Below are 18,156 nucleotides of genomic sequence, written 5' to 3'. Positions count from 1 at the left end.
CTGTATTTATGCGCACTTCACAGAAATACAGGTATGGAGAGGGTTATATGGACATCGTTTTAAAGATCAAAGAGGAACTAAATGTTGAGAAATGGCAGGTGGAGGCAGCAGTCAAGCTTATCGACGAAGGCAATACCATTCCTTTTATTTCACGATATAGAAAAGAGGTTACGGGATCTCTTAATGATGAGCAGCTCCGTAATCTTGATGAGAGGCTCAAGTACTTAAGGGGCCTTGAGGAGAGAAGAGAGCAGGTTCTTGCTTCTATTGAAGAGCAGGGCAAGATGACAGACGAACTCAGAGCCAAGATCGTAGCTGCTGAGACAATGGTAGCTATTGAGGATCTCTATCTTCCTTACAGACCAAAGAGAAAGACAAGAGCATCAGTGGCAAGAGAGAAGGGCCTTGAGCCTTTGGCAGAGATCCTTCTTGCTCAGGAGACTGATAAGCCGCTTCTTGATGAGGCAGCAGCTTTTGTGGACGCTGAAAAAGGCGTTGAGAATGCAGCTGATGCACTTCAGGGTGCTATGGATATCATCGCTGAGGATGTTTCCGACAATGCTGATTTCCGTACCTACATCCGTGAGGCAACAATGGAGAAGGGTGTTCTTACCAGTAAGGCCAAGGATGAGAAGGAACAGTCTGTTTATGAAATGTACTACGACTATGAGGAGCCCATTACTAAGGTTCTTGGACACAGAGTACTTGCCCTTAACAGAGGCGAGGCAGAGAAGTTCCTTGTTGTTAAGATCGTAGCTCCCGAGGAGCAGATCCTTCAGTTCCTCAACAAGAAGATGCTCAAGAATGAGAACCCTGTGACTACTCCAGTTATCGAGGAGATCAACCAGGATGCATATGAGAGACTTATTGCTCCTGCAATTGAGAGAGATATCAGAAACGAGCTTACAGAGAAGGCTGAAGATGGCGCCATTACTGTATTTGGCAAGAACCTCACTCAGCTTCTAATGGCACCACCTATCGCAGGCAAGACAGTTCTTGGCTGGGACCCGGCTTTCAGAACAGGATGTAAGCTTGCTATCGTAGATCCAACAGGTAAGGTGCTTGATACAAAGGTTATCTATCCTACAGCACCTCAGAACAAGGTTGAGGAGTCCAAGGCTGAGCTCAAAAAGCTCATTGATAAGTACGATGTAGATCTTATTTCCGTAGGAAACGGTACAGCATCACGTGAGTCTGAGCAGGTTATCGTTGAACTTATCCACGAGCTTGACAGACCTCTTCAGTATGTCATCGTTAATGAGGCAGGAGCTTCTGTTTACTCAGCAAGTAAGCTGGCTACAGAGGAGTTCCCTCAGTTTGATGTAGGACAAAGAAGTGCTGCTTCTATCGCAAGAAGACTTCAGGATCCGCTGGCAGAGCTTGTTAAGATTGATCCCAAGTCCATCGGTGTCGGCCAGTATCAGCACGACATGAATCAGAAAAAGCTTGGTGAAACCCTTGAAGGTGTAGTCGAGGACTGCGTTAACAAGGTTGGTGTTGATCTAAATACTGCATCAGCACCGCTCCTTCAGTATATTTCAGGTATCAGCAAGGTTATCGCCAAGAACATTGTTGATTACAGAGAAGAACACGGTAAGTTCGAGAGCAGAGCAGATCTTCTTAATGTGCCCAAGCTCGGACCTAAGGCTTATGAGCAGTGCGCAGGATTCCTCAGGATCGCTGACGGCGAGAATCCGCTTGATGCAACCAGTGTACATCCGGAGTCCTATGAAGCTACCTTAAAGCTCATGGACAAGCTGGGAATTACCTTTGATGATGTAAGAGCAGCTCAGAAGAACGCAGCCAAGGCTGCACTTGAAAAGCCTGCAGCTAAGGCAGAGGAGAAGCCTCGTCCACAGAAGAAGCCTAAGCAGGTTGTTATCAGAAATACTTCAACTGCTATGGGAGCAGCTCTCGCTGCAGCGCTCGCAGGAAGTAACCTCGCAGTCGTAGAGGATGAGAACGCCGGCGGAAAGGGCGCTAAGGGCGGAAAAGGCAAGGAAGCTCAGAATGGCAGCGCTCAGGCAAATGGCAATGGCGCTCAGGGCGCAGGCGCAGGAAGTCTGTCCAGGAAGGTATCTGAGTCTGACAAGAAGAAACTTGCTGAGGAGCTTGGAATCGGTGAGATTACTCTTACAGATATTCTCTCCGAGCTTGAGAAGCCTTCAAGAGACCCTCGTGAGAGCATGCCTGCTCCTATCTTAAGAAGCGATGTCCTTGAGATGAAGGATTTAAGACCCGGCATGGTTCTCAAGGGAACAGTAAGAAACGTTATCGACTTTGGTTGTTTCGTAGATATAGGCGTTCACCAGGACGGCCTTGTACATATTTCTCACATCACCGACAAGTTCATCAAGCACCCGCTTGAGGCTGTCAGTGTCGGAGACATCGTAGACGTTCAGGTTCTTGACGTAGAGCTTGATAAGAAGAGGATCTCTCTTACCATGAAGATCCAGGATCCTGCCAAGGTAGCTGCCGAGGCAGCAGCCAAGGCTGCCGAGAGAGGCAAGAGCGGATCCGGTTCTTCCGGCAAAGGCGCAGGTGCAGGCAAGGCTTCAGGTGCTTCAGCTTCCGGCGATGCAAAGCCCGCAGCCAAGAAGGTTTCCGTTGTAGACCAGCTTGCCAAGGAAGCTGGCATCAAGAGATCAGCACCTGCCAAGAAGGCAGAGACTGCAGGCGATACGCCTGCTACGTCTTCCGCAAGAAGACCTGCTTCTGCAGCAGGTGATGGCCCAGCCACATCTTCAGCCAGAAGACCTGCTAACGCAGATGCTCCTGCAACTTCATCAGCTCGCAGACCTGCTCCATCAGCATCCGCTGATTCCGCTTCTGCAGGCACCGAGGCTCCTAAGAAGTTCAAGAAGAAAGGCATCGTAATCTTCAAGGGTAACGCCAACGACTGATGATGTAGGTGGCGCTCGGCCGGCACAAAACTGCAGCTATTGCTGAAGAGCCCAGACTGCCAATACACCCTTTATGCAAATTTTTCCCCGCGAAGCCATGGGCTCGCGGGGATTTCTTTGTCTTTCTTTGTGAGAGGGCATAGCCGGGGCTCTTTGCTTTTTTTGGAGGTATCGCTTGGCTGGTAGGATATGGGCCTCGGCGTGGGGGTCATCCTCGGCGTTAGGCTGAGTTAAAGCTTGCACAAGAGGATATTTCTATATATATGCTTTGAAGTAGCCTTGAGGTATGGAAAGCCAAGGTATCAAAAATTTGCACAAGAGATATTTCTATATATACGCACTGAAGTAGCCTTGAGGTATGGAAAGCCAAGGTATCGAAAATTTGCATAAGGGGATATTTCTATATATACACTCTGAAGTAGCCTTGGGTTATAGAAATCCGCGGAATCAAAAATTTGTACAAGTGACTATTTCTATATATAAGTTGAAAAGTAGCTTAAGGTTATAGAAATCTGGAAGATCAAAAATTTGCACATATGGCACTTTCTATATATACACAGATAAGTAGCCCTGGGGTATAGAAACGCCGTAGATAAGAAGCAAGGACAGTATGCATATGTTCAAGCAACTAGCTTAGAGAAAAAACTTTTGTATAATCTCTTCTACTTCCAAGAAGTCTAACGGATGCTTGCTATCTTCATAGGTTGTGATCATGTTGACCCCGGGAAGATAGCCGTCTCTGATATAGCGATACATTTTATAGTCGACAGTAGGCTGATAGCTGGGATCGTCACAACGTCCGAAGTGTTCCCAAAGAATGATCTGATGCGTCTTGGGATGCATGATAGTAAAGTCGGTTGCAATTGGATGGCCGTAGATATCATGTATTTCCTCATACCTATATGGGATGTTATGTGAAAATAGAGCCTGTGCAATCTTTGCTTCGGATTTTGAGCGCACCATTTCCCCCTTTGGAGCAGGATGAGTTAAGTGCTCCGGATGATCAGTGCTCTTATTGTAAGGAGCGTATTCCCACTCGTTGGCGATATGACGCTGATCAATTAAAAGCTCTCTATATGGTGAGTCTGGGCCAAGCATTTGGGAACAATCATCAGCGATCCTGTGATTTAGGTAATAATTGATGCACTTAAGCTCATTGTACATGTCTTTTTTCAATTTATTCAAATACTTTTTCTTTGCAAGCAGCTTGGCTTCTTTTATATTCTCTTTCTTTGAAATGTAGGTGTGAACTTTCTTGCCATCTATTGTTCTTTGCTTGTAAAAAAGATTATAAGTCTTATTATCTTTTACCTGCCTCAGGCACAATAAGTTTTCCTCAGGCATTGAAGATAACTTCTTTTCAACTCTCTTAATGTCTTCTTCAAGCTTTTTCTTTCGGTCAATAAAATAAGTAGTCTGATCCAATTATTCAGTTCCTTTCTCTAAATATTTTTTCTTTCTTACTGGTTGAAATGTCCCTGCGAGAGCAGGTAGATATCAAGACACCATCTGAGCAGAATGCTTTTGATGAAGCGTCGCTAGAAAATATAGCAAAAGAAGAGTTACATGTAAATAGATATGAGTCAATCTTAAACAAATCTTAAGAAGTTAGCGATATTACGATTGTATTGGGGACTCATCAGAATTTGGCGATGAAAAGTCCTTGCGCTAATTTTTCTATATATACGCTCCGAAGTAGCCTTGGGGTATGGAAAGCTGATGGTCGAGAAATTTGCACAAGAGATATTTCTATATATACGCATTGAAGTAGCCTTGAGGTATGGAAAGCCAAGGCATCGAAAATTTGCATAAGGGGATATTTCTATATATACGCTTTGAAGTAGCCTCAGGGTATGGAAATGCGCGAGATCAAAAAATTGCACAAGAGACTATTTCTATATATAAGTTGAAAAGTTGCTCAAGGTAATAGAAACCCGGGAGATCAAAAATTTGCACAAAAGGCGCTTTCTATATATACGTTATAAAGTGGCTCTGGGGTATAGAAAAGCAGAAAAACCCTGACAAAAAGAAGACATGTACCGTCATTGATAGCACTGATTAAGTACTCAACACCTCTAATAGACAAATCTACCCTCAACAAATCCAATAAGAATTTCACCAAACGCGCCTGCGCTGTAATTAAATTCCCAAAACACCCGAATTTAAGAAAAAAAATCAATTAGCCCTATTGATTTTATTTAAGCCATGAGGTATTATTCATTAACGGACTTCAAATAACTTAAAGTCCGCGCAATAAAATATTGTTAATGTTCTCTTATTCAGAGTGGTGGAGGTACATAGGACCTGTGAAGCCACGGCAACCCCTTGACGTAAGATCAGGAAGGTGCCAACCTGAGCGTGCAACTTTCGAGGCCGCAAGGCCGAGATACAACGAGCAATAAGAGGATCTGAAACCCAAATCAGTTCCGCTTGTTTGTGTCTTGCACGCACCAAACAAGCGGTTTTCTTATGTATGGCAAAAGAGACCCGTAATGATCTCTGATCTGCCATATCGCATCGGCGCAGGAAGCGCCAGAAAGGAATTTATAATGGATAAATTTATTTTCACATCCGAATCAGTAACAGAAGGACACCCCGACAAGATTTGTGATAACATTTCAGACGCGATCCTTGATGCCTGCATGGCACAGGACCCTATGAGCCGTGTTGCATGCGAGACAACAGCTTGCACAGGTTTCGTACTTATCACAGGTGAGATCACAACCAAGGCAGTAGTTGACTACGCTAAGATCGCAAGAGAGACAGTATGCGAGATCGGTTATGATTCATCAGAGAAGGGCTTTGATGGCAACACATGTGCTGTTCTTGTAGCACTTGATCAGCAGTCAGCTGATATCGCTATGGGTGTTGACAAGGCTCTTGAGGCTAGAGAGAACCAGATGACAGATGAGCAGATCGAGGCAATCGGTGCCGGTGATCAGGGTATGATGTTTGGTTATGCTACAAACGAGACAGAAGAGTACATGCCTTACGCAATCAGCCTTGCACACAAGCTCACAAAGAGACTTACAGATGTTAGAAAGAACGGAACACTTCCTTACCTTCGCGCTGACGGTAAGAGCCAGGTTTCAGTTGAGTATGATGAGAACGGTAAGGTAAAGAGACTTGAGGCTATCGTTATCTCAACTCAGCACGATGAGAAGGTTACACAGGAGCAGATCCACGAGGATATCAGAAAGCACGTTATCGATCCTATCGTTGATGCTTCACTTGTTGATGACAACACTAAGATATACATCAATCCTACAGGTCGTTTCGTAATCGGTGGACCTCAGGGTGATGCCGGACTTACAGGACGTAAGATCATCGTTGATACTTACGGCGGAGCAGCTCGTCACGGCGGCGGAGCTTTCTCTGGTAAGGACTGCACAAAGGTTGACCGTTCAGGTGCTTACGCAGCAAGATACGTTGCTAAGAACATCGTAGCAGCAGGCCTTGCAGATAAGGCTGAGATCCAGCTTTCATATGCTATCGGTGTTGCACAGCCCACATCAATCCTTGTAGATACATTCGGAACAGGTAAGGTTTCTGATGAGAAGCTTACAGAGGCAGTTCGTAAGGTATTCGATCTTCGTCCTGCAGGAATCATCAAGATGCTCGACCTTCGTCGTCCTATCTACAAGCAGACAGCAGCTTACGGTCACTTCGGCCGCAACGACCTTAACCTTCCTTGGGAGAAGCTTGACAAGGTTGAGGAGCTCAAGGCAGCCGTTCAGTAATCCGATCAGTTAAAAGACATTTATGAAGAAGATACATTTGATGAATATTCATCGGATGTATCTTCTTTTTGGTTAGTCGAAATTATTGATATCACTGAAATAAAAAACGTGCAGATCATCTGATCTGCACGTTCTCTTTGCCGAATCTTTTTTCCAGAGATTCCATCATTACTTTATCAGCTTTTATTGCAAATGCCCTTCCGAGCTTCTTGATCTGCCTTGTGGATGAAAGGAAAATAGCAACTTCATCATTACCGTCACTTGCCTTTATAAGCTCATTTAGATCTGCAGAAACAGCTTCGTAGCTGTCTTTATCCGCAAACCTTATCCACACAGTCTTTGGCACCTCATCAAAGGTGAGCACCTTGTCGGCGATCAGCTTGGCATCACGCTCATCTTCAACAGACACGCGGCCTTCAATGAAGACCTTTCCGTCCTGATTAAGCCTTGGCGCATTGCTCTCATAGGCCTTGGGGAACACGATGACTTCCGTGGTTCCGACCATATCCTCCAGTGTAACAAAGGCCATCACCTGGTCGTTCTTGGTGTATTTGATCTTCTTGTCAGCGATGAGTCCGCCTATTGTGGCTCTTGCTCCGTCGTGGACCTTCGGCACACCGGTCTCTTCATCAAGATAGAAGTCCGTGGTGATGTTGGTGATCTTTTTTCTCCACATGTCAGCGTATTCCTCAAGGGGATGACCGCTGACATAAAAGCCCAGAACCTCTTTTTCAAATTCCAGCATCAGCTCTTTGTCGAACTCACCGACGTCCGGCATAGGGATCTGGTACTGGCTCTTGTTCTCTTCGCCGGCGATATCGAACAGCGACATCTGCCCAGCCATGGAGTTCTTGCCTGAGTTGTGGAGCTTGTCCATGATCTGTCCGTAGATGTGCATCTTCTGCTTACGGGTTCCGGGGAAGCAGTCCAGAGCACCGGCTTTAATGAAGTTCTCCACGGCACGCTTATTGACATCGGTGTCAGAGGAATCCATCCTGGTCAGGAAATCATTGAGATCCTTAAAGGGACCTCTTGCCTTTCTCTCGCGAACGATGGCGTTTATGACCGGCCTTCCGACGCCCTTTATTGCAGTAAGGGCGTACAGTATAGCCTTTTTCCTGCCCGGAGCACTGGTCACAACCGATCCGGGGATAGGTGTTTCGCCCTCTGCTGCATCTACCTCTGCCACAGAGAATCCGTCATAACCCTGGTTGATATCAGGGGGCAAAAGAGATATATGCATATTCCGGCAGGTCATGATGTAGCCCGAAACTTTGCCGGGGTTATCGATGACGGAAGTCATAAGAGCAGCCATGAACTCAACGGGATAGTAGTATTTAAGCCATGCTGTCTGAAGTGCGACAACTGCGTAGCAGGCAGCGTGGGACTTGTTGAAAGCATACTTTGCAAAGTCCATCATGGAGTCGTAGATGCTGTTGGCAACCTCTGCTGAGATGCCCTTGGATGCGCATCCCGGAACGCCCTCATCGGCATTACCGTTTACGAAGTTGGCTCTTTCAACCTCCATGACTTCCTGTTTCTTTTTACTCATGGCACGGCGAACCAGATCCGCACGTCCCAGCGTGTATCCGCCCAGCTGCTGAACGATCTGCATAACCTGCTCCTGGTAGACGATACAGCCGTAGGTGGGCTTGAGGATTGGCTCAAGCTCGGGAGTGGCGTAGCTGATGGCGCCAGCATCGTTCTTGCCGGCGATATATTTCGGAATGAAGTCCATAGGACCCGGGCGGTAGAGCGAAACTCCGGCTATGATGTCCTCTAAGGACTGAGGCTTAAGCTCCTTCATGAAGGACTGCATTCCTGCAGACTCCAGCTGGAATACGCCATCGCAGTGTCCGGAACCGATGGAATCAAGAACCGCAGGGTCATTGTAATCAATCTCATCTATATTAATGTAATTGGCATCACCGGGCTTGGCTCCCAAAGACCTGTTGGCAAACTCGGTAGCGTCCTTGATGACTGTAAGGGTCCTAAGGCCCAAGAAGTCCATCTTAAGAAGGCCCAGATGCTCAATGGTGGTCATGGTAAACTGCGTCGTGATGTTACCTTCAGCTGACCTTGATAACGGAACCAGGTCCTCGGCGGGAGACTGGCAGATAACGACACCGGCAGCATGGATTGAAGTGTGCCTTGGAAGGCCTTCCAGCTTCTTGCACATATCGATCAGCTTGTGCACTGTCGGGTCGGACTCGTACTGATTTCGAAGCTCCGGATTCATGGCAAGAGCCTTATCCAGAGTGATGTTTAGCTCCGTCGGCACCATCTTTGAAATCTGATCGCCAAAGCTGTAGGGAAGATCCATGACTCTTGCCACATCCCTGATAACACCCTTGGCTGCCAGCGTACCGAAGGTTATGATCTGCACTACCTTGTCGGCGCCGTACTTCTCGGTAACATAATCTATTACATCCTGCCTGCGCTCGTACTCGAAGTCCACGTCGATATCGGGCATGGACACACGCTCAGGATTAAGGAATCTCTCAAAGAGAAGATCATACTTGATAGGATCAATGTTGGTTATGTGCATGCAGTAGGAGACGATACTTCCGGCAGCAGAGCCTCTTCCGGGACCTACAGCGATTCCGTTCTCTCTGCAGTAGTTGATGTAGTCCCATACAATAAGGAAGTAATCGACATAACCCATGCGCCTTATGACACCCAGCTCGTAGTCAAGACGCTCTTTTAACCTGCCATCATCATCCGGGTATCTCTCGTGAAGACCGTCCATGCAAAGCTTGTTGAGGTAAGTCCAGGAATCGTATCCTTCAGGAACCTCGTAGTGTGGGAGCTTGGTAACGCCAAACTCGATCTCCACATGACACCTGTCGGCAATCTTCTGCGTGTTCTCAATTGCTTCAAGAGCATAGGGGAAAAGAGCTTTCATCTCCTCTTCACTCTTTATATAGTACTGACCGCCTTCATAGCGCATGCGGTCCTCATCTGAAACCTTCTTGCCGGTCTGGATGCAAAGGAGAAGATCGTGTGCCTCTGCGTCATCGGCGTAGGTGTAGTGGCAGTCGTTGGTGGCAACCAGAGGAATATCAAGCTGCTGAGACAGAGCCATGAGAGTGTTGTTTACCTGGCGCTGCTCGGGAATTCCGTGGTCCTGGAGCTCCAAAAAGAAATTGCCGTGGCCGAAGATGTTATCGAGGCGCATGGCAGCTTCCTTGGCCTTCTCAGGAGTACCTTTTAAAATGTTCCTCGGAATCTCGCCTGCAAGACACGCTGAAAGCGCAATTATACCCTCGTGGTATTTCTCAAGAATCTCCATGTCAACACGTGGCTTATAATAGTAGCCTTCAGTAAAGCCGCGGCTGACGATATGGGAGAGGTTGGCGTAACCGACGTTGTTCTCGGCAAGGAGGACCAGGTGATAATACCTGTCATCGCTTACGGAAGTCTCCTTGTCAAAACGAGAGCCGGGAGCTACATATACCTCACATCCGATAATGGGGTTGATGCCTTCCTTCTGGCATTGCTCGTAGAAGTCAATGACTCCGTACATAACGCCGTGGTCGGTGATGGCGCCGGCATTCATGCCAAGCTCCTTAAGGCGCTTCACATATTCTTTTATCTTATTGGAACCGTCCAAAAGAGAGTATTCTGTATGGACGTGCAGATGCGTAAATGACATTGTAAATCTCCCCCAAAGTGATAGTGAAATTATAACATTTTCTGCACAAAAATGTTAAAAATAACTAAATCGGAAACATTTCCATTGCAGATTTTATGACGCTGCGGTAGTATAATAGATTAGGAAACGTTAATAATGTAACGATTTACTTTTTTAGAGGAAATATAGAGGATATTATTATGGCTAAGCAGATCAAGACTATCGGCGTACTTACAAGCGGTGGCGATGCACCCGGAATGAACGCAGCGATTCGTGCAGTTGTTCGTAAGTCTCTTGCCAACGGACTTAAGGTTGTTGGTATCAAGAAAGGCTATCAGGGTCTTTTAAATGAAGAGATCGTAGAGATGGACAGACGAAGCGTTTCAGATATCATCCAGAGAGGTGGTACAATCCTTGGAACAGCTCGTTGCATGGAGTTCACAACACCTGAAGGTCAGGCTAAGGGCGCAGAAATCTGTCGTAAGCACGGCATCGACGGAATGGTAGTTATCGGAGGAGACGGATCCTACCGCGGAGCTCAGAAGCTTTCAGCTCAGGGCATCAATACAGTTGGTATTCCCGGAACCATCGACCTTGATATCGCTTGCACAGACTATACAATCGGATTCGACACAGCTATCAACACAGCTATGGACGCTATCGACAAGATCCGTGATACATCATCATCCCACGAGAGAGTTTCAATCGTAGAGGTTATGGGACGTCACGCAGGATACATCGCACTGTGGTGCTCAATCGCCAACGGTGCAGACGACATTCTTCTTCCTGAGAAATACGACTACAACGAGCAGCGCATTATCGATAACATCATCGATAACCGTAAGAAGGGTAAGACCCATCACATCATCGTTAACGCAGAGGGTATCGGACATTCAACATCAATGGCTCGTCGTATCGAGGCTGCTACAGGACTTGAGACAAGAGCTTCAATCCTTGGTTACATGCAGCGTGGTGGTAGCCCAACCTGTAAGGACCGTGTATATGCTTCAATGATGGGATGCTATGCAGCAGACATTCTTGCAGCAGGCAAGACCAACAGAGTAGTAGGTTACAGAAACGGTCAGTTCGTAGACTATGACATCGATGAGGCACTTGCAATGAGCAAGAACATCAACGAGTACATGTACGAGATTGCAAGAACAATCTGATCATAAAGAGAGCATTAAGTGGACTTTTTTGTGTTTGTCTAGCACAAAACAAAAAAGTCCACTTTTTCTATTTGTGCGCATCTGCTAAAATCTGCTTATGAAAAATCAAAAACAAGTCAGTTATGAAAAGAGAATAGTAAGGCAGTATCTTCTGCTTGTTGTAACACTTATATTGATGCTTGCTACCCTCGTGGCCGGGGGCCTGTTTTTCAGATTCTACAGAACAGGCATGGTGTCTCAGGCGGAGTCCAATGTCTATGACAAGTATTACGTCATGATCACCGATAACTACAAGTCGGATTTCTGGCAGTCAGTATATAAAGGAGCTTTTGAGAAGGCCAAGGAGAGCAATATCTATGTGGATCTCTTCGGTGAGCAGTTCAGCAAGGATTACTCCGTGGAAGAGCTGATGGAGATAGCCATTGCATCAGAGGTTGACGGCATAATAGTCTATGCTAACGAAACCCTTGAGATGTCTCACGTTATAAATAAGGCTGTGGACGCCGGAATCCCGGTTGTTACACTGTACGGCGACTGCACAAGGTCTGACAGGCTCAGCTTTATCGGAGTCGGAAGCTATAGTATAGGTAAGATGTACGGCGGTCAGATCATCGACATCATCAAGGAGAAGCGCCGTGAGGAACTCATCGAGTCCGAGACCATCGAGGACAGAAGCCAGATCAAGATAACGGTGCTGGCTAATGCAGATACCAAGGACACCGGACAGAACATCATCATTTCAGGAATTCAGGAGACCATCAATCAGGACAACGTAACAGATTCCGAGTACCTGGTTTCAATCGTCACCGTAGATAATACCAACAGCTTTTCGGTTGAGGAGTCCATCAGGGATATCTTCCTTGGGGAGGAGATTCCTGATGTTATCGTGTGCCTAAACGAGCTCAGCACAGTCTGCACCTATCAGGCTGTAGTTGACTTTAATATGGTAGGAGAAGTGAGTATCCTCGGATATTATGACTCCGAGGCGATTGTCAATGCCATTGAAAGAGGGGGTGTCTATGCCACTGTTTCCATTGACGCAGCCCAGATGGGCGAGTACAGCGTTACTGCTCTTACCGACTATCATGAGTTCGGAAACATAAGTGAATACTACCTTGCGGACGTTACCCTCATCAATCAGGACAACGTTGAACAGTTTAAAGAGGAGGACGGAGATGAATAAATTCCTAAACCGCCCCCTTCAGTTCAAGATCATCAGCGTCTGCGTTTTTGCAAACCTCATAATCTTCGTGGTTAATATCTTCATGATCCTTGGGATCAACAACATGTCAAAAGACATGGAGATGGTATATCAGGATAACCTCTCTTTGAACCGCTTATCTGAGGCTCTTACAGAGGTTCAGGATTCAATGACTGAGTACTTAAGTTCCAAGACCAGTGAATCACTTGAGGAGTACTACCGCGATGCTCAGGCTTTTTCGGACCTTGCCCAGGCTCTTGATGACAACGTAACAGACCTGACCTTCAGCCGCATGGAGCGCAACATCCGCTACATGTCCCAGAATTATCTGGAGGAGGTTGCCCAGACCATCGAGGCCAAGCGTGGCCGAAATGTAGAGAAATACAGAAACTATTACGAGAGCAGCACAAGGCTCTATGAGGATATCGATGAGTACATCACCAGTCTTAACATCGAGCTCTTTGCTGTAAACTCCGGTAATTACCTGGCTATTCTGAAGGCTTTCAGACGCTTTGAAGTCGTAGGCGTGATCGTTATGACGCTGGTAATGATCGGAAACGTAATCATCATCACCAACTTCGTAAGGACCATGATCATGCCTCTTAAGAATCTGGCAGATTCAGCGGACGAGGTATCGGAAGGAAACTTCGATGCAACAATTCCACCTGCCATGTATCACGATGAGGTCGGCATAGTTATCAATGCCTTTGGCAAGATGGTTGTCAGCATCAAGGATTATATTGAGAAGTTAAAAGAGAGTATGGCCCACGAGAGGTACATGCAGGAAAAAGAGCTTATCATGGAGGCCAACCTTAAGGACGCGCAGCTCAAATACCTGCAGGCCCAGATCAATCCGCACTTCCTCTTCAACACCTTAAACGCCGGCGCACAGCTGGCCATGATGGAGGGTGCTGACAGGACCTACGAATACGTGCAGACCGTGGCAGACTTTTTCAGGTATAATGTACAGAGTCAGAAGAGAGATGTAACCATCAGGGATGAAGTAACTCTGGTGGACAACTATATCCAGATCCTTAACGTAAGATTTTCCGGTGACATCGGCTATGAGAAACAGGTTGACGAAAGGCTCCTTGACCTTGTAATGCCCAGCATGATCCTTCAGCCCATCGTCGAGAATGCGGTAAATCACGGCATCAGAGAAATGGCCGGAGCAGGTCGCATCACCCTTAAGGTTTACAGAAAAGATGACAGTGTCTGCATCAGCATCAGCGATAACGGTAAGGGCATCAGCCAGGAGACTATAGACCAGCTGCTTAACGGAAGCTTCAGCCATATCGAGGACAGCTACGACAACAACGGAATCGGTATGGACAACGTAATCTCCAGAGTCAGGATATTTGCTGAGGATGATGATGCCATCAACATCATCAGTCACGGCGAGAATAAGGGCTGCGAAGTTGTGATCATACTTCCCATGGGAGGCAAAGAATGTATAGAGTGATGGTTTGTGATGACGAAGGTATCGTCATCGATTCCATGAAATTCATAATAGAAAAAGAGTTTGGCGGAGCCTGTGAGGTTGCCTGCGCAAAGAGCGGAAGGAGCGTCATAGAGCTTGCTGAGAGCTTTCGCCCTGACATCGCAGTGATAGATATTCATATGCCCGGCATTAACGGCATCGAAGCTATCAAGGAGATGAAGGTCTTTTGCCCGAATACCATCTTCATTGTAATGTCGGCCTACGATAAGTTCGACTACGCCAAGGAAGCCATCGCTCTGGGAGTTATGGAGTACATAACCAAGCCCATGGAGAAGATGAAGGTCGTATCTGTCCTTAAAAGAGCTATGGCTCAGATTGACGGCGACAGAGAAAAGCGAAGGGGCGACCTTCTTATTAAAGAGAAGCTCGAGACCGTAGAGCCCATCATCGAAAACGGACTTATCTATGACATCCTTCTGCAGGAGCATTTCGACGAGGATATCGAGAGCTACAGAACGATCCTCGGCATAACCGAGAACTACGGATACATGCTGGCACTGGTCTGTGGAGATTCCCAGGTCGGAAACCACATGACCAATGCGGTAGGAAGCTCAGTCAAGATCTCCGGCCGTTATCACGAAATCCGCGAGGGAGTGAAATCTCTTTTCAAAGGAAAAGTCGGAAACGTAATGGCCAACAAGATCGCGGTGCTCATTCCCTGCAGCGAGCCAAAGCTTGAGTATAACGAGAGAACCGAGCTCATCGACAGAGCAAGGGAGCTGGCAAGGTATCTTCGCAAGAAGACGGACATCAGCTTCAGAATCGGAATCGGCGGAGTCAAGCCCCTTAGGGAACTTGGGGATTCCTACAGAGAGGCGCTTAATGCACTTATCGCCACAACAGGTTCTGTTGCGCACGTGGACGACCTTGTCATAAACTGCGACTACGAGGAGGATTATCCCAAGAGCATGGAGAAGCCTCTTTTCGAAGCAATCTCCAAGGGAGATCTTAACGAAGCCCAGGTAATGACTGAGAAGTACGCCGACTGGATGTGTCAGAGAGCCATGGACGGAGACCTTATGTCCATGAGGCTCAAGGCCCTTGAGTTTGCGCTCTACGCTGAGCACCTGTCTTATCAGAACGGTGGTCAGACCTATCACTACTCGGGGAGAAAAGACTATCTTCCGCAGATCATGGAGCTTAACAGCCCAGACGAGATCAGGGACTGGTTCACCGACAAGGTGATGAATGCCTGCAGGAATGTAGTAAGCAAGCGCCAGGAGAGGTCCGGCGACATCATAAAGACTGCAAGGAAGTACATTGAGGACCACTTTGACAAGGACATTTCACTTGATGATGTATCAAGGGTTGTAAACATTTCGCCCTACTATTTCAGCAAGGTCTTCAAGGAAGAGTGCGGACTTAACTTTATAGAATACCTGACCAACATCAGGATTGATAAGGCAAAAGAGCTTTTGGAGAAGAGCAATCTGTCGATCAAGGAGATCTGTGTTTCCTGTGGATATACGGATCCCAACTATTTCAGCAGGAGCTTTAAGAAGAACGTGGGGGTAACTCCTACTGAGTATAAGGAGAAGTTGTATGAACAAAAGGGTTAAGCGTTTATTGGGGAGAGCGCTGGCTGTAGTTCTAATGGGGGCTGTGCTTAGCGGCTGCGGAGCAACAACAAACAATGGCAATGCCGACGGCGCTGTAGAAACTGACAAGATTGAGATAGGAATGTGCTTTGATTCCTTTGTTATTGAGAGATGGCAGAGGGACCGTGATGTCTTTGTCTCATCGGCAAAAGAGCTTGGGGCGGAAGTCAACATTCAGAACGCCAACGGCGATGTTGAACAGCAGAAGCAGCAGATCGACTACTTTATAAAGAAGGATGTGGACGTCATAGTTATCATCTGCATTGACCCGGAGGAGCTTGTAGACAGCATTAAAAAGGCTCACGATGCGGGAATTAAGGTTATTGCTTACGACAGGCCCATTCCGAATGCCGGCGTTGATCTCTATGTGTCTTTTGACAATGAAAAAGTCGGTGAGCTCATGGGAGAAGCCATGGTAAAGGCAGGACTTGCAGGTGGCAAGGTTCTTATGATAAACGGATCTCCCAAGGATCAGAACGTTCCAATGGTCAGAGAGGGCTTTATGAACGTGATGAGAAAGAACGGCGTGGAGATACTCGATGAGTATTACTGCGATGGCTGGAAGGCTGAACTGGCCAGTGGCTATGTTTACAGCTATCCGGAACTGGTCAAGGAAGCGGATGGCATCATGTGTGGCAACGATGACCTGGCCAGCCGGGTTGTCTTTTCCCTTGCTGAAATGAGACTTGCAGGCAAGAAGCTGGTATGCGGACAGGATGCGGACCTTGAGGCCTGTCAGAGGATAGTCGAGGGAACTCAGATCATGACTGTGTATAAGCCCATTGAGAAGCTGGCCCAGAAGGCGGCGGAGGCAGCAGTTGCTCTCGCAGAGGGAAAAGAGATCGAGGATGAGGGTCTTTCGGAGATGAGAGACGGAAGTGAAAAGATCCCATACCTTAAGATCGAGCCCATCGGAGTTACCAAAGATAACATTGATGAAGTCATAATCAACAGTGGATTTCACTTAAGAGAAGACGTCTACCTTAATGTCAAGGGATAAAATTTCATTTTGGTGTTGTTATAGCACAAATTTGTTTCATATGAAGTCGTGCCAGCAAAAAAATGCTAGCACGGCTTCTTTTTTGTCTTGTCCCAAGTTAAAAATATGCTTGATGTCGCAATTTATTCCTATGAATTCTATGGTAATTTACTATTGTAAAGCGCAGACAATGGTCTGCATAAACTATTCAAACCTTATAGGGAGGATTATTGCAATGAAGAAAAAGATTTTAAGTGGTATCCTTTCAGCTGTTATGGCAGCTTCACTCCTTGCAGGATGTGGACAGGCTGCACAGACAACAACTGAAGCTCCTGCAGCAGAGCCTGCAGCAACAGAAGCACCTGCAGCTGAGCCGGCAGCAGAGCCTGCAGCAACCGGAACAGGCAAGGTTGGTGTAGCAATGCCTACCAAGGACCTTCAGAGATGGAACCAGGACGGTGCCAACATGGAAGAGCAGCTTAAGGCAGCCGGATACGAAGTTGACCTTCAGTACGCTTCTAACGACATCGCTACACAGGTTTCTCAGATCGAGAACATGATCTCATCTGGCGCACAGGTACTCGTTATCGCATCTATCGATGGTGATTCACTCGGCACAGTACTTGCACAGGCTAAGGAAGCTGGCATTTCAGTTATCGCTTATGACCGTCTTATCATGAATTCAGACGCTGTTTCTTACTACGCAACATTCGATAACTACATGGTAGGAACAAAGCAGGGCGAGTACATCGAGCAGCAGCTCGACCTCAAGAATGCAGCAGGTCCTTTCAACATGGAAATCTTCACTGGTGACCCTGGTGACAACAACGCTAGATTCTTCTATGGCGGAGCTATTGATGTTCTTAAGCCTTACATCGACGAGGGCAAGATCGTAGTTAAGTCCGGTCAGGTTGACTTTGATAAGGTTGCTACAGCTAACTGGGCAACAGAGAACGCTCAGTCAAGAATGGATGCTATCATCTCAGCTAACTACGCTGATGGCACAAAGCTTGATGCAGTTCTTTGCTCAAACGACTCAACAGCACTCGGTGTTACAAACTCACTTGAAGCTAACTACACAGGTGATTGGCCAATCATCACAGGTCAGGACTGTGACGTTGCTAACGTTAAGAACATGATCGCTGGTAAGCAGTCAATGTCTATCTTCAAGGATACAAGAACTCTTGCAGCTAAGACTGTAGAGATGGTTGACGCTATCATGAAGGGTTCAGAGGCTCCTGTAAACGATACAAAGACATACGACAACGGAACAGGTATCATTCCTTCATACCTTTGCGAGCCTGTATTCGCAGACGTTAACAACTACAAAGAGCTCCTCATCGATTCTGGTTACTACACAGAGGATCAGCTCAAGTAATTTAAATTTGGTAATTTAACAATTACGTTTTCCCAAATTGAACATAGGCGGGC

Annotated in this window: 9 protein-coding genes, 1 pseudogene and 1 riboswitch; of the genes and pseudogenes, 8 read left to right on the top strand and 2 right to left on the bottom strand. The window is 46.8% G+C overall.

Annotation, left to right across the window (positions count from 1 at the left end; all coding sequences use genetic code 11):
* Positions 1–47: 47 nt before the first annotated feature.
* Positions 48–2,454 (top strand): annotated as a pseudogene (locus G589_RS0114010) (Tex family protein); the annotation flags it as partial.
* Between the two features lie 1,082 nt (positions 2,455–3,536).
* On the opposite strand, the gene G589_RS0114000 reads toward G589_RS0114010, so the two are convergent.
* Positions 3,537–4,328 carry a hypothetical protein gene (locus tag G589_RS0114000; RefSeq protein ID WP_026522564.1) on the bottom strand — a complete coding sequence of 264 codons (792 nt, stop codon included), beginning with the start codon at positions 4,326–4,328 and terminating at the stop codon, positions 3,537–3,539.
* Between the two features lie 847 nt (positions 4,329–5,175).
* Positions 5,176–5,308, top strand: a riboswitch (SAM riboswitch).
* A gap of 144 nt (positions 5,309–5,452) precedes the next feature.
* On the opposite strand from G589_RS0114000, the gene metK reads away from it, so the two are divergent.
* On the top strand, positions 5,453–6,643 hold the full coding sequence (gene metK / locus G589_RS0113995) for a methionine adenosyltransferase (RefSeq protein ID WP_026519462.1): 1,191 nt from the start codon (positions 5,453–5,455) through the stop codon (positions 6,641–6,643).
* A gap of 115 nt (positions 6,644–6,758) precedes the next feature.
* Here metK and G589_RS0113990 read toward each other — a convergent pair whose 3' ends face one another.
* The gene (locus G589_RS0113990; protein WP_026522563.1) at positions 6,759–10,298 is read right to left on the bottom strand and encodes a DNA polymerase III subunit alpha; all 3,540 of its coding nucleotides are present in this window, start codon (positions 10,296–10,298) and stop codon (positions 6,759–6,761) included.
* A gap of 179 nt (positions 10,299–10,477) precedes the next feature.
* Here G589_RS0113990 and pfkA point away from each other — a divergent pair, with 179 nt between their 5' ends.
* The 6 genes from pfkA (at position 10,478) to chvE (ending at position 18,103) form a co-directional block, all read left to right on the top strand.
* Positions 10,478–11,446, top strand: a complete 969-nt coding sequence (gene pfkA / locus G589_RS0113985; protein WP_022769828.1) for a 6-phosphofructokinase — start codon at positions 10,478–10,480, stop codon at positions 11,444–11,446.
* Positions 11,447–11,543: 97 nt separating this feature from the next.
* A complete protein-coding gene (locus G589_RS0113980) occupies positions 11,544–12,629 on the top strand; it encodes a substrate-binding domain-containing protein (protein ID WP_022769830.1) in 1,086 nt (361 codons plus the stop codon).
* On the top strand, positions 12,622–14,109 hold the full coding sequence (locus G589_RS0113975; RefSeq protein ID WP_022769831.1) for a sensor histidine kinase: 1,488 nt from the start codon (positions 12,622–12,624) through the stop codon (positions 14,107–14,109). Before G589_RS0113980 ends, G589_RS0113975 begins: the two co-directional genes overlap by 8 nt.
* Complete coding sequence (locus G589_RS0113970; protein WP_026522562.1) at positions 14,097–15,707, top strand: helix-turn-helix domain-containing protein; 1,611 nt, start codon at positions 14,097–14,099, stop codon at positions 15,705–15,707. The genes G589_RS0113975 and G589_RS0113970 overlap by 13 nt, the downstream gene beginning before the upstream one ends.
* A complete protein-coding gene (locus G589_RS0113965; protein WP_026522561.1) occupies positions 15,691–16,746 on the top strand; it encodes a sugar ABC transporter substrate-binding protein in 1,056 nt (351 codons plus the stop codon). Before G589_RS0113970 ends, G589_RS0113965 begins: the two co-directional genes overlap by 17 nt.
* Before the next feature lie 214 nt (positions 16,747–16,960).
* A complete protein-coding gene (chvE, locus tag G589_RS0113960) occupies positions 16,961–18,103 on the top strand; it encodes a multiple monosaccharide ABC transporter substrate-binding protein (protein WP_022769835.1) in 1,143 nt (380 codons plus the stop codon).
* The last annotated feature ends 53 nt before the right edge of the window (positions 18,104–18,156 follow it).

Source organism: Butyrivibrio sp. VCB2001 (genome assembly GCF_000423965.1).
Classification (GTDB): Bacteria; Bacillota; Clostridia; order Lachnospirales; family Lachnospiraceae; genus Butyrivibrio.
The sequence above is the reverse complement of the archived record's forward strand: the minus strand, read 5'-3'. Positions and strand labels throughout refer to the sequence as shown.

Coding starts and splice junctions, on each gene's coding strand:
- metK (WP_026519462.1), top strand. CDS start 5,453: ATGGATAAATTTATTTTCACATCCGAATCAGTAACAGAAGGACACCCC.
- G589_RS0113990 (WP_026522563.1), bottom strand. CDS start 10,298: ATGTCATTTACGCATCTGCACGTCCATACAGAATACTCTCTTTTGGAC.
- pfkA (WP_022769828.1), top strand. CDS start 10,478: ATGGCTAAGCAGATCAAGACTATCGGCGTACTTACAAGCGGTGGCGAT.
- G589_RS0113980 (WP_022769830.1), top strand. CDS start 11,544: ATGAAAAATCAAAAACAAGTCAGTTATGAAAAGAGAATAGTAAGGCAG.
- G589_RS0113975 (WP_022769831.1), top strand. CDS start 12,622: ATGAATAAATTCCTAAACCGCCCCCTTCAGTTCAAGATCATCAGCGTC.
- G589_RS0113970 (WP_026522562.1), top strand. CDS start 14,097: ATGTATAGAGTGATGGTTTGTGATGACGAAGGTATCGTCATCGATTCC.
- G589_RS0113965 (WP_026522561.1), top strand. CDS start 15,691: ATGAACAAAAGGGTTAAGCGTTTATTGGGGAGAGCGCTGGCTGTAGTT.
- chvE (WP_022769835.1), top strand. CDS start 16,961: ATGAAGAAAAAGATTTTAAGTGGTATCCTTTCAGCTGTTATGGCAGCT.